We start from the raw sequence: 13,034 nt of genomic DNA on the forward strand, positions 1-13,034 counted from the left end.
TATTCTCTCGCTGCCGTACGTTATCACCATAATTTTAGTGAATATTTTTTGCGTATTCCAAGGCGAAAAAGGCTATGAGTCAAGTTAGCTTTCGTGAAAAGATTTTGCCAATCTAAATTTGCGTCCGACTGTATCCGGCCAATAGCAGACCTAAAAGAGAGTAATCAACAGATGTTACATGCGCTCCACAGCCTTCCGATAGCTCTCACTAATCTAGAAGATTTCATAATTACTATCAAATGAAAAAACAACATAGCTCCAGAAGAGCAATTCTTGTACTTGAATCCCCATGGGGCTTGGATGCTAGCGATGCAAATCGTACGAGTGTTCTGCCCTTTATTGAGGGAGTGGGGAAATTTTCAGGCGATGTGGAGGTGCTTCATGCGAACTTCTACGACGCGTCGAGTTTCAAGAAGGCATTAGATTGTTTGGTAAGGGCTCGTTATGAGAATGCCATCTTATATGTCGCATCACACGGAAGCCATGACAGTATCGGCGATATGAAAACAAATGATTTGCTCTTTGAAATAGGGGAGGTTTCACGCGGCGTCAATATCACTGGGGTGTTGTTAGGTGCCTGCCTCGCTGGGAAAAATACTAGCAGAATGGAAGTTTATACTGAGGGAACAAACTTGCGGTGGTGTGCAGGCTATTCGACGAGTGTAGTCTGGCTGGAAGGCACTTTACTCGATTGTGCGATTTTGGCCAAAATGTTGTATCTCGACGATGATGATTTCGAAGATGCCGAGCTTATTGTCGATGCTCTTGCTGAGGCGATAGCGCCTTTTTCAAAGTCCTACGGAATAGGTTCCCGGAGAGGTGAAACGCGCCTTGACCAGTCAATGGAGTTTGTTATACAAGCTAAAGGGCAAGGGAAACGTGCGAAATCAGTGACAAGTGAGGTCTTCCGAGGTTGGAGCAGTAAGCAGATTGGCATTTCTGACGAATAAATTGTGCACGACGGTGGTTCCCGGCATGGGCACTTCATTGGAATGGCGATTGACAAATGCAATTCAAAGGGATGCATAGCGACGACAGTGATTTAAATATAAAATAATATTTACCGTATAGACGAATGGGCTGGACAAGTAGCTTACTCAGCCCATTAACATTCTTAATTCTGTGCGCTGCAGAGTTGGACATTTTAATTAGCTGACCTCCTATCCTGAGTGTCAGCTATGGGGCGAAAGCAGACATTGCCTTGTAATGGCGCAGTTATCAGGCATTAGAAAAATCATCAGGATGCCGAATCACCATCCGGTTTGATACACGAAAAAACAAAGCCCCGCCGGCATTGCTGCTGGCGGGGCTTTGTGGTTTTTGCCGGCGCGGGGGCCGGCGATACCTTGACGTTACGTCTGCTACATCACTTCTCTTACAGCACCTCGCTGGCGTGATCCGCCAGACGCGAACGTTCGCCGCGGGCCAGCGTCACGTGGCCGCTGTGCGACCAGCCCTTGAAGCGGTCGACCACATAGGTCAGGCCGCTCGAGCCTTCGGTCAGGTAGGGCGTGTCGATCTGCGCGATATTGCCCAGGCAGAGGATCTTGGTGCCGGGACCGGCGCGCGTCACCAGGGTTTTGACTTGTTTCGGCGTCAGGTTCTGCGCTTCGTCGATGATGAGGAATTTGTTGACGAAGGTGCGGCCGCGCATGAAGTTGAGCGACTTGATCTTGATGCGCGAACGTATCAGGTCTTGCGTCGCGGCGCGGCCCCATTCGCCGCCGTCGGAGTCGGACTTGTTGAGCACTTCGAGGTTGTCGTCGAAGGCGCCCATCCACGGCGACATCTTTTCTTCTTCCGTGCCCGGCAGGAAGCCGATGTCTTCACCGACCGGCACCGTCACGCGGGTGACGATGATTTCATTGTAGAGCTTGGTTTCCAGCACTTGCGCCAGGCCGGCCGCCAAGGCCAGCAGGGTCTTGCCCGTGCCGGCCTGGCCGAGCAGGGTGACGAAGTCGCATTCCGGATTCATCAGCAGGTTCAGCGCGAAGTTTTGCTCGCGGTTGCGGGCGGTCACGCCCCACACGCTGTTCTTGTTGTGGCTGAAGTCGCGCAGCGTTTGCAGCACGGCGGTCTTGCCGTTGATTTGCTTGACCTGGCCGTAGAACGGCGTTTCGCCATTTTTCGGTTCGAGGAAGATGAACTGGTTGACCAGCATCGACGGCACGAACGGTCCGGTGACGCGGTAGAACGTGGCGCTCTGGCCGTTCTTGTTTTCCTGCCACGATTCCATGTCCTTGCCGTGCTTGTTCCAGAAATCGTCCGGCAGTTGCACGATGCCCGAGTACAGCAGGTCGGTGTCTTCCAGCACGTGGTCGTTGAAGTAGTCCTCGGCCGGCAGGCCCAGCGCGCGCGCCTTGATGCGCATGTTGATGTCTTTCGACACCAGCACCACCGGGCGGCCTTCCTGTTCCGATTCCAGCGAGCGGACCACGGCCAGGATCTGGTTGTCGGCCTTGCCGACCGGCAGGCCGACCGGCAGGTCCGCGCTTTGCAGACGGGTCTGGAAGAACAAGCGGCCCTTGGCGTCCTTGTTGCCCAGCTTGGCCAGCGGTATGCCTTTTTCGATGGCGTCGTCGTCGGTGTTGGACACCAGCGCGTCGAGGGTGCGCGACACCTGGCGGGCGTTGCGCGCCACTTCGGTCATGCCCTTCTTGTGGTTGTCGAGCTCTTCCAGCGTCATCATCGGCAGGTAGACGTCGTGCTCCTCGAAGCGGAACAGCGACGATGGATCATGCATCAGCACGTTCGTGTCGAGCACGAACAGCTTGGTCTGGCCGGTCTGGTCGGCGTGACGGCTGGTCGACGATTTGAGCGGCAGCTCATGCGCCTTGTGCTTGGCTGGATGGGGTGCTTCGGCCAGGATGGGCGTGACCTTGCCGCGGGCCGCAGGCGCGGTCTTGCCGCCCTTGGCCGTGATCGGTGCGACGACGGGTGCCGGCGCGGCAGGAGCGGCCTGCAGCACGGCAGGAACGGCCTTCTTGGCGACACTCTTCGGTGCGGCCCTGGCGGCCGGCGCCGCTGCGATGACGGGTGCCGTGGCCGGCTTGGCGGCCTTCGGTGCTGCTGCAACGGCTTTGACCGGCGCCGCCTTCTTGGCGGTCATGGCGGGCGCTGGTGCGGCCTCGGCCGCGATCACCGGCACGGGACGCGTGCCGCTGGCTTGGGGATAATCTTTGGCCAGCAGCAAAGTCGCTGGCTTGGTGGGAAGTTTTGGCAGTGGCATCAGGATCTCAATCGAAAAATTTCTGGAGGAATCCGCCCATGGGCGCGGCGCACGCGGCCGGGCCGTATGGGGTGGATGCTGGATAAAAGTGGAAACAAGGCTGCCGTCGGGCGCGCATCTGGCCCGTGGTATGGAGCTGCCGGCGACCTGCTGGGCGCCGGGGTGGAGAGTAGGAGGTACTGGGATGACTCAAAACGGGCTGTCGCACTCAAGGTTCTGCTACGGTTGAGCAAAGGTTGCCGCAAACGTGACACGCGCTGCGCTTATGCCTGACGCGCTACAAATTCCAGCACTTCATCGACGTGACCTGCAACTTTCACGCCTCTCCATTCTTTCACCAATTGGCCGTCAGCGTCAATCACAAACGTACTGCGTTCGATGCCGCGCACGGTCTTGCCGTACATCTGCTTCATCTTCATGACGCCGAACTGGGCGCACATAGCCTCGTCGGGGTCGGAGATCAGCTCGAACGGCAGGCCCAGCTTGGACTTGAAGTTTTCATGCGAACGCAGCGAGTCGCGGCTGACGCCGTAGACCTCGGTGCCGGCCGCCGCGAACTGCTCGTGCAGGTCGCGGAAGGCCATGTTTTCGGTGGTGCAGCCGGGCGTGTTGTCCTTGGGGTAGAAAAACAGCACGGTGTTGCGGGCGGGGCGGCCCGACAACTGGAACGTCATGCCGCTCGTCATGGCGGCGGCGAAATCGGTGATGCGTGTTGCGGGTACGACGGATGGGCAATCAGCCACAGGTGCTCTCCTGAACGGTGAACTACAGCGCTGCTGGGTCAACTCGGTCAACCTGGCAGCGCAACCAGGCGACATGATTGTTGCAAAGGCGGTGAGCGGGCGGCCGGCGCCTCAGCGGCCCTGCACGATCAGCGCGCCGGAGCGGCCGGGCAGTTCGCCCCAGGTCATCGGGCACAGCGGCAAAGCGCCGACGCCGGCCTCGGCCAGCTTGGCGTGGTAGTCGGCCATGGAGGCCAGCTGATAACCCTGGGCCTGCCAGCCATCCAATAGCCGCTCGAAGATGGGGGCGAGTTTTTGCCCTTCAAGCTCGGCGTGCAAAGTATACACGTGGTCGCGCGTGGCGCCTTCTGTCAAACGGAGCAGGAAGGCGGCGATGTTCGACGTCGTGATGGTCGCGCCGTCGATGTCGCAGCCCAGCAGCTCATCGAGCGTCGGCAGCGTGGTCGGCATCTGGATGCAGTTCAGGACGCGGCCGTCGACGCTCAGGCGGTGCGGGCCGTCGGCCGGATCGGCCAGCGTGCCGTTTTCCTTGAGCACGCAGCGGCCGTCGGACGCGTAGGCGTAGCCGGCCGTGTCGTGCTCGATGAAGGCGGCGCCGTTCATCTGCCAGCCGGCCGCGCCGTGCGTGCGCGGGGCCACGCCGAACACTCGCGTGTAACGGGCGGCGGCCTTGCGCATCATGGCGGTGGTCCAGTCGGCGCCGCGCCGGGCGACGTTGTCCTGCCACAGCACGTGGTCCCAGGTGTGGATGCCGCACTCGAAGCCGGCGTCGCGCACGGCGCGCATCTCGGCCGCGCAATCCTTGCCGATGTCCGGTCCCGGCAGCAGGGTGCCGTACATCAGCGTCTTCAAGCCGTAGTGCTCGACGACGGAGGTGCGCGAGACCTTGCTGAAGAAGCCGGGCCGCAGCGCGCGCCGCAGCGCCCAGCCGGTATGGTCGGGCCCCAGCGAAAACAGGAAGGTGGCGCGACCCTGGCGCGCCGCGATCATGCGCACCAGATGGCCGACGCCTTCGCGCGTGCCGCGATAGGTGTCGACGTCAATCTTCAGGACCAGCAGCGGCTTTTTGTTGGGCAAAGTCTCGGTCAAGTCATCAATCCATCAAGGCTTGGGCGGCGGCGACCTGGCCGCGATAGGCGTCGAAGATTTTCTTGAGCGCGTCGGCCATGGTGGTGGTCGGCGCCCAGTCCAGCTCTTCGCAGGTGTTGGTGATCTTCGGCACGCGGTTCTGCACGTCCTGGTAGCCGGTGCCGTAGTAGGCGCCCGCCGTGGTCTCGACGATGTTGACCTGCTTGGCGGCGGTCGCGTATTCCGGATAGTCCTCGGCCAGTTTCAACATCATGCCGGCCAGTTCGCGGATCGAATAATTATTGACCGGGTTGCCGATGTTGTAGATCTTGCCCGAAGCCGCGCCGCCTTCGTTGGCGATGATTTTCATCAGCGCGTCGATGCCGTCGTCGATGTCGGTGAAGGCGCGCTTCTGGGCGCCGCCGTCGACCAGCGAGATGTTCTCGCCGCGCACGATGTGGCCGAAGAATTGCGTGACCACGCGCGACGAGCCTTCCTTCGGCGTGTGGATGGAATCGAGGCCGGCGCCGATCCAGTTGAAGGGACGGAACAGCGTGAAGTTCAAGCCTTCCATGCCGTAGCCCCAGATCACGCGGTCCATCAACTGCTTGGCGTTGGAATAAATCCAGCGCGGCTTGTTGATCGGGCCGCAGACCAGCTCCGAATTCTCCGGATCGAATTCCTCGTCGTGGCACATGCCATACACTTCCGACGTCGACGGGAACACCAGGTGCTTGCCGTACTTGGCGGCCGAGCGGACGATGGGCAGATTGGCCTCGAAGTCCAGCTCGAACACGCGCAGCGGCGCCTTGACGTAGGTCGACGGCGTGGCGATGGCCACCAGCGGCAGGATCACGTCGCACTTCTTGACGTGGTACTCGACCCATTCCTTGTTGATCGTGATGTCGCCCTCGAAGAAGTGCATGCGCGATTTGTAGGCCGGGTTTTCCAGCACGTCGGTGATGCGGTCCGTGCTCATGTCCATGCCGTAGACGTGCCAGTCGGTCGTTTCAAGGATGCGCTTCGACAGGTGATGGCCGATGAAGCCGTTGACGCCGAGGATGAGGACTTTTTTCATGGGATCTTCTCTAGTGAGGTACTGATGTTCGGTTCAGATAGGGTGTTCAACCGGCGCTGCTGACAGCGGCCAGGCGGGTTTGCAACTGCTCGGCCGAGACGGCCACGCCGTCGGCCGTCAAGGCGGAAATCGTCAGCATGCGGCCATCGCCGCACACGCCAAAGATGCAATTATCCACTACTGTCAAGCCCGGTGGCAAACTTAGCGATACAACATTGCTTGTTTGGCCACCATCGGCGGCGCGCTGGCCGCCCTCGTGTTTGCCGCCGTAATGGCCGTGCAGGCGGGCCCGCCCGATCACATAGCGCACGCCGCCGACGTCGGTGAAGGCGCCGGGGTAGGGCGGCGCGACGGCGCGGTGCAGATTGTAAACCTGCTGCGCCGGCTGCGACCAGTCGATGCGGCCATCCTCCGGCTTGCGTCCGCCGAAGTAGCCGCCCTGCGTCAAGTCGTTGTGCAGGCGCGCCGCGCTGCCGGCCAGCAGCGCGGGCAGCACCCGCCACAGCGCCTGCTCGGCCGCCACCGTGACCTTGCCGAACACTTCGAACGCGGTGTCGTCCGGCAGGATGGGCACCTCCATCTGCGCGACGATGGCGCCGGCGTCCGGCTTGACCGTCATTTCGTGCAGCGTGGCGCCGGTGACGTCGGCGCCGTGCAGCACCGCCCAGTTGACCGGCGCGCGGCCGCGGAACTGCGGCAGCAGCGAGCCGTGCATATTGAAGGCGGGCGCCACGTCGAGCAGGGCGGCCGGCAGCATGTGCCGATAATAGAAGCTGAACATCAGGTCCGGCGCGGCGGCGCGCACCTGCTCCAGCAGCTCGGGCGACCTGGCGTCGGCCGGCGTGACGTAGGCGATGCCGGCGCTCTGGCACAGCGAGATGACGGATTCGAACCAGATGTTTTCGTCGGCGCTGTCTTCATGCGTGACCACCAGCGCGACATCGACGCCGCCGGCCAGCAGCACCTTCAGGCAGCGCACGCCGACGTTGTGGTAGGCGAAAACGACGGCGCGCCGGCGCGGCGGCGGCGCCGTCGGGACGATGGTGAGGTTGGCGCTCATCAGCGTCCCACCGTGCGTTTTTCCACCGCGGCGGCGGCGGCGTCGGCCGCGTGCTGCGACTCGCCGGCCTGGTGCTGCAAGATGGTCTGCACCACGTAGCGCGGGCGGGCCCGCACTTGCTGGAAGATGCGCCCCACGTATTCGCCCAGCAGGCCGATCCCGAACAAAATCACGCCCATGAAGAAGAAGGCGATGGCGAACAGCGTGAACACGCCCTCGGCCTCGGCGCCCAGGAACAGGCGGCGTATCACGAGGATGAACACCAGCAGGCCGGAGCCGACCGCCAGCATCATGCCCAGCATCGAAAAGATTTGCAGCGGCACCAGCGAGAAGCCGGTGACCAGGTCGAAATTCAGGCGTATCAGGCTGTACAGGGAGTACTTCGATTCGCCGGCCGACCGTTCCTCGTGTTCGACGGTGATCTCGGTCGGCTTGCGCGAGAAGCGGTAGGCCAGCGCCGGCACGAAGGTATTGACCTCGGCGCACTGGTTGACCAGGTCGATGACGTTGCGGCCGTAGGCGCGCAGCATATTGCCCTGGTCCGTGATCTTGATGTTAGTGATTTTTTCGCGCAGCGCGTTCATGGCCTTGGACGCGTAGGTGCGCCAGGCCGAATCCTGGCGCTTGCGGCGGATCGAGCCGACGTAGTCGTAGCCTTCGCGGATCTTGGCCACCAGATGGTGGATTTCCTCCGGCGGATTTTGCAGGTCGGCGTCCAGCGTCACCATGATGTCGCCGCGCGACGCCTCGAAGCCGGCCAGGATCGCCATGTGCTGGCCGTAGTTGCCGTTGAAGAGCACCACGCGCGTGACGTCGGGCCGCTTGCGGAACTGCTCGGCCAAAATCGACACCGAATTATCGCGGCTGCCGTCGTTGACGAACACGATTTCATACGTGGTCTGCATGGCGTCGAGCGCCGGATAGAGGCGGTCGAACAGCGCCTGCAAGCCGGCCTGCTCGTTGTAGATCGGAATGACGATGGACAGTTCCGGCCTCATCGCGGGCGTGATGGCTGGAGGGTTGGCGGAGGTGATGGCTGAATTCATGGACGCGTCGTTCATCGTTGGATCAAAATCGTTTTCACGGCGGCGACGGCGCGCTCCACGTCGGCCGTGGTCATGGCGTAGAACATCGGCAGCGTCACCGTCAGGCGGCCGATTTTTTCGGAGACCGGGAACATGCCCTCGGTGAAGCCGCGTTCGCGGTACATGGTGAACAGGTGGATGGGCGCGTAGTGGTAGCCGGTGCCGATCTGCTGCTCGGCCATGCGCTGCATGAAGCGCGCGCGGGTGCCGGGGCCGTCGTCCGGCAAGATGATCTGGAACAGATGCCAGTTGCTGTTCTCGAAATCGGCCACCGGCAGCTGGGCGCCGGACTGCGCCTCGAAGTCGGCGCCGAACTGGGCGAAGTAGTGGCGCGCCAGCGCGCGGCGCTGCGCCGTCACCTTGTCGATGTTGGCGAACTGGCCCAGGCCGATGGCGGCCGTGATGTCCGTCATATTGTATTTGCCGCCGAGGACGTCGACGTCGATGCCGTCGATGCCGCTGCGGGTCACGCCCTGCAGGCGGTATTTTTCGGCCAGGCGCGCTTCGTCGGCGTTGTTCAGCACCAGGCAGCCGCCTTCGCCGGTGGTGAGGTTTTTATTGGCCTGGAAGCTGAACGAGACGAAGTCGCCGAAGGCGCCGATGCGCCGGCCCCGCCACTCGGAGCCGAAGGCCTGGGCCGCGTCCTCGATCACGCGCAGATGGTATTTTTTCGCGATGGCGTAGAGGCGGTCCATGTCGACCGGCAGGCCCGATAAATACACCGGGATGATGGCCTTGGTGCGGGGCGTGATCGCCGCCTCGACCTTGTCGAGGTCGATATTGCGGGTGACCGGGTCGATGTCGGCGAACACCGGCGTGGCGCCCACTTCGATGATGACGTTGGCCGTGGCCACCCAGGAAATCGAGGTGGTGATGACTTCATCGCCGGCGCCGATGCCGGCGATGCGCAAGGCGATCTCCATGGTGCAGGTGCCGGAATTGAAGGTGCGCACCGGCCGGCCGCCGAAATACTCGGACAGCCGGGCCTCGAACGCCGCCACTTTCGGGCCGCTGGTGATCCAGCCCGAACGCAGCACCTCGCCGACGGCGGCGATGGTGGCTTCATCGATGGTGGGCTTCGAGAAGGGGAGGAAGGGTAGCTTGGGCAAGGCGGAGGTCATGTTTTTTTCGCTCAAAAATATGGGCACATTTTAAATCTATATCGATTTATCAGGCTAAATTGTTAGGTTGGGCGGGCGCCTCAGGTGCGCGCCAGCAGCGCCACGCCGGCCAGGATCACGCCGATGGCGGCCAGGCGCTGGAGCGACACGGCTTCGCCGAAAAAGTACCAGGCGCCGGCGGCGGCCACCACGTAGCCGAGCGACAGCATCGGGTAGGCCAGCGACAGGTCGACGCGCGACAGCGTGATGATCCACACCACCACCGACAGCACATAGCAGCTCAGGCCGCCGATGATGGGCAGCTGGGTCGCGACCTTGAGGCCGACGCTGAACCAGTTCTGCATCGTCAAATGGATTTCGCCGACGGCGCCGGCGCCGGCCTTGAGCAGCAGCTGGGCCATGGCGTTGAGCATGACGCCGGTGAACAATAAAGTGAAAGTGGCTAAATTCATAAAGGGCGGTGGGATGAACGTGAGGGATTAAATGTTGGCGACGACCATGCGGCGCGGATCTTCGGTGACGACGCGCATCGGCACGCCCTGCGCCTGCAGCTTGCGGTAGTTGTCGGCCTCGATGATGGCCAGATCCTTGACGCCATGCTGCGCGTCGGCGCGCCACTGGGCGACGAAGGCGTCGATGGTCGGCAGCGCCAGCTCCGGCTGCTGCTCCAGGCCGAACCTGAATTCATCGGTATAGTCGACCAGGATGGCCGTGTGGCGGGCGTAGAACGTCAGCGCCTGGTCGTAGGTTGCGACCGAATAGAGCTTGGTGTCGGGGCCGAGCTCGGCGCGCATGGCGTGCGCCAGCGCGCGGCCGGAGCGCATTTTTCCATACGGTTCGTTGCCGGCCAAAATCAGCTGGGTGGCGATGAAGCCGGCGCAGGCCAGCGTCAGCACGGTGGCGTCGCGCCGCAGCTGGCGCGCGTGCAGCAGCGCCAGCGCGCCGCCGGCGGCGGCGATCATGGCGGCGGCCAGCACCCACGATTGGTAGGCGATCAGGAAGTTCTTTTCCAGCGCCGTGTTGGTGGCGACCCTGGCGATCAGCGGCACGGCGGCCATGCCGGCCAGTCCGCCCAGCAGCACCAGGCCGGCCGCCACCATGCGGCTGCGGCGCGAGGCGTGTTCCAGATAGGCGGCGATCAGCAGCGCCAGCGCCGGATACACCGGCAGCGTGTAGCCGGGCAGCTTGGAGTTCGAGTAGCTGAAGAAGAAGAAGATGAACACGGCCCAGGTCAAAATCATCAGCCGGGGCTGGAAGGTGCTGCGCACGTCGCGTTTGGTGGCGGCGAACAGGCTTTGCAGCAGCACGCCCAGCCACGGCAAGATGCCGGGGACCAGCAGGATGAGGAAGTAATACCACGCGCCTTCGCGGTGGTGTTCCTTGAGGAAGAAGCGGTCCCAGTGTTCATGGATGAAGAAGAAGTGCGGCTGCTCCGGATTGCGCAGCGCCACCAGCACGAACCACGGCGCGACGATGGCGAAGAACAGCAGCAGTCCCTTGACCAGGTGCAGACGCTTCCAGATCGCCCAGTCGCGCGCGGCCAGCGTGTAGAGCACCAGCACGGCGCCCGGCAGCACGACGCCGATCAGGCCCTTGGCCAGGATCGCCAGCGCCATGCCGGCCCAGCAGACCAGCATCCAGTTGCGGCGCTCGGCCTCGGTGGCCTGGTCGCGCTGGGCGATGAGGAGGCCGCACAGGGCCAGCGTCATCATGCCGGACAAGCCCATGTCGAGCGAATTGAACTGGCCGGCGGCCACCCAGAACAGGCTGGACCCCAGCGCCAGCGCGGCGTAGAAGCCGACGCGGGCGCCGAACACGCGGGCGCCGGTGTAGCCGGTCAAGACCACGCCGAGCAGGCCGCACAGGCCCGTCCACAGGCGCGCCTGCCATTCGCCGAGGCCGAAGACGGCGAAGGACAGCGCGTTCATCCACGTTTGCAGGGGCGGCTTTTCAAAGTATTTGATGCCGTTCAGGCGCGTCGTGACCCAGTCGCCGGAGGCGAGCATTTCGCGCGCCATTTCGGCATAGCGGCCCTCGTCGGGCGGCACCAGGGTGCGGATGCCGAGCACGTACAGCCACACGATGGCGAAGGCGGCCAGCAGCGGCCAGACGATTTTCTTGGCGTTATACAGGTCGTTGTTCATCAGTCGGCGCTGCCTGCCGCCAGGGGGGCCGCGATGACGAGGGCCAGCGTGACCTTGCGGCCTTCACCCATCAGGATGTTGTAGGTGCGGCAGGCGGCCTGGGTGTCCATGCAGTCGACGCCGATGCGGCGCATCGTCAGCGCCGCCGTCAGCTTGGGATGGACGAAGCGCTGGCGCGCGCCGGTGCCGAGGATGACGACGTCGGGCGCGTCGGCCAGAATTTGCTCGAAATGGGCCGCCGTCAAGTCCTCGAAGGCGGCCACCGGCCAGGCACGCGGCGCCATTTCCGGCATCACGATCAGGCTGTAGTTGTAGCGTTCGGCGTTCACTTCGACACCGCTTTCGTCGTAGCCGGTGACGGTCTGGTATTGTTGGGTGCTGCTGGCATGGAGCTTCATGGGCGTAATCTGTGGAATCGATGGTTGGACGATGGCGGTGACTGGCGTGCTGTGCGCGTTGTTCGGGCGGCAAAAGAAGCGCCATTGTAGCGTTTTTCCCGGACGGTTCGCCCCGAAAGGTTGATTAAATGGGATGCTTTCGGCAGAATGGGCCTTTGGCAATGGCGCATGGACCGTGTGCGGCCGGGGCGTTGGACTGCGTGTAGCTGCGTATAGAACAGGGATTTACTTTGCGACCGATACAGAAATCGAATAAATTGGCGGACGTCTGCTACGACATCCGCGGTCCGGTCTTGGAGAAATCCAAGCAGATGGAGGACGAAGGCCACAAGATCACCAAGCTCAACATCGGTAATCTGGCCGTGTTCGGCTTCGATCCGCCCGACGAGATCGTGCAGGACATGATATTGAACCTGCACAACGCGGCCGGCTACACGGACTCGAAGGGCATGTTCGCGCCGCGCAAGGCCGTCATGCACTACACGCAGAGCAAGAACATCGCCAGCGTCGGCATCGACGATATCTACCTCGGCAACGGCGCCTCCGAGCTGATCGTCATGTCGGTCAACGCGCTGCTCAACACCGGCGACGAGGTGCTGGTGCCGGCGCCCGACTATCCGCTGTGGACGGCCGCCGTTAGCCTGTCCGGCGGCAAGCCGGTGCACTATCTGTGCGACGAACAGTCCGACTGGTATCCCGACATCGCCGACATGCGCTCCAAGATCACGTCGAACACGCGCGGCATCGTCGTCATCAACCCGAACAATCCGACCGGCGCGCTGTATCCGGTCGAGGTGCTGCTGCAAATCGTCGAACTGGCGCGCCAGCATCAGCTGATCGTGTTCGCCGACGAAATCTACGACAAGGTGCTGTACGACGAGGCCAGGCACGTGTCGCTGGCCTCGCTGGCCGACGACGTGCTGTTCGTCACCTTCAACGGCCTGTCGAAAAATTACCGCTCCTGCGGCTACCGCTCCGGCTGGATGGTGGTGTCGGGCGAAAAAAGACATGCGAAAGATTACATCGAGGGCCTCAACATGCTGTCCTCGATGCGTTTGTGCGCCAACGCGCCGGGCCAGTTTGCGATCCAGACTGCGCTCGGCGGCTA

At 62.5% G+C, this 13,034-nt stretch carries 12 protein-coding genes; 2 read left to right on the plus strand and 10 right to left on the minus strand.

Annotated features, from left to right (window positions below; genetic code table 11):
- The first annotated feature begins 239 nt into the window (after positions 1 to 239).
- Entirely contained in the window at positions 240 to 950 is a 711-nt protein-coding gene (locus tag Q0S71_RS11695; protein WP_295995356.1) for a hypothetical protein, read from the plus strand.
- Between the two features lie 425 nt (positions 951 to 1,375).
- Here the strand turns inward: Q0S71_RS11695 and Q0S71_RS11700 are convergent, their stop codons facing one another.
- The 10 genes from Q0S71_RS11700 to Q0S71_RS11745 all read right to left on the minus strand — a co-directional run bounded on the left by Q0S71_RS11700 (position 1,376) and on the right by Q0S71_RS11745 (position 11,926).
- A complete protein-coding gene (locus Q0S71_RS11700; protein WP_295995360.1) occupies positions 1,376 to 3,229 on the minus strand; it encodes a PhoH family protein in 1,854 nt (617 codons plus the stop codon).
- Between the two features lie 263 nt (positions 3,230 to 3,492).
- Entirely contained in the window at positions 3,493 to 3,972 is a 480-nt protein-coding gene (locus Q0S71_RS11705; RefSeq protein WP_295995362.1) for a peroxiredoxin, read from the minus strand.
- 111 nt (positions 3,973 to 4,083) lie between these two features.
- On the minus strand, positions 4,084 to 5,061 hold the full coding sequence (locus Q0S71_RS11710) for a xylanase (RefSeq protein WP_295995367.1): 978 nt from the start codon (positions 5,059 to 5,061) through the stop codon (positions 4,084 to 4,086).
- A gap of 4 nt (positions 5,062 to 5,065) precedes the next feature.
- Positions 5,066 to 6,118 carry a bifunctional UDP-4-keto-pentose/UDP-xylose synthase gene (locus tag Q0S71_RS11715; protein WP_295995370.1) on the minus strand — a complete coding sequence of 351 codons (1,053 nt, stop codon included), beginning with the start codon at positions 6,116 to 6,118 and terminating at the stop codon, positions 5,066 to 5,068.
- Between the two features lie 46 nt (positions 6,119 to 6,164).
- Complete coding sequence (locus tag Q0S71_RS11720) at positions 6,165 to 7,178, minus strand: formyltransferase (protein WP_295995372.1); 1,014 nt, start codon at positions 7,176 to 7,178, stop codon at positions 6,165 to 6,167.
- Positions 7,178 to 8,176, minus strand: a complete 999-nt coding sequence (locus Q0S71_RS11725) for a glycosyltransferase (protein WP_295995388.1) — start codon at positions 8,174 to 8,176, stop codon at positions 7,178 to 7,180. Before Q0S71_RS11725 ends, Q0S71_RS11720 begins: the two co-directional genes overlap by 1 nt.
- 59 nt (positions 8,177 to 8,235) lie before the next feature.
- A complete protein-coding gene (locus Q0S71_RS11730; RefSeq protein ID WP_295995374.1) occupies positions 8,236 to 9,384 on the minus strand; it encodes a DegT/DnrJ/EryC1/StrS aminotransferase family protein in 1,149 nt (382 codons plus the stop codon).
- Between the two features lie 80 nt (positions 9,385 to 9,464).
- Positions 9,465 to 9,836 (minus strand): 4-amino-4-deoxy-L-arabinose transferase, encoded by a 372-nt coding sequence (locus Q0S71_RS11735; protein ID WP_295995377.1) that lies wholly within the window; start codon positions 9,834 to 9,836, stop codon positions 9,465 to 9,467.
- A 27-nt stretch (positions 9,837 to 9,863) separates the two neighbouring features.
- On the minus strand, positions 9,864 to 11,528 hold the full coding sequence (locus Q0S71_RS11740) for a glycosyltransferase family 39 protein (RefSeq protein ID WP_295995379.1): 1,665 nt from the start codon (positions 11,526 to 11,528) through the stop codon (positions 9,864 to 9,866).
- A complete protein-coding gene (locus Q0S71_RS11745; protein ID WP_295995382.1) occupies positions 11,528 to 11,926 on the minus strand; it encodes an Mth938-like domain-containing protein in 399 nt (132 codons plus the stop codon). Before Q0S71_RS11745 ends, Q0S71_RS11740 begins: the two co-directional genes overlap by 1 nt.
- A 230-nt stretch (positions 11,927 to 12,156) precedes the next feature.
- On the opposite strand from Q0S71_RS11745, the gene Q0S71_RS11750 reads away from it, so the two are divergent.
- Positions 12,157 to 13,034, plus strand: an 878-nt coding sequence (locus Q0S71_RS11750) for a pyridoxal phosphate-dependent aminotransferase (RefSeq protein ID WP_295995385.1), incomplete at its 3' end; no start/stop codon positions are given.

Origin of the sequence: Rugamonas sp. (genome assembly GCF_025354735.1) — a bacterium.
Taxonomy (GTDB): domain Bacteria; phylum Pseudomonadota; class Gammaproteobacteria; order Burkholderiales; family Burkholderiaceae_D; genus Rugamonas.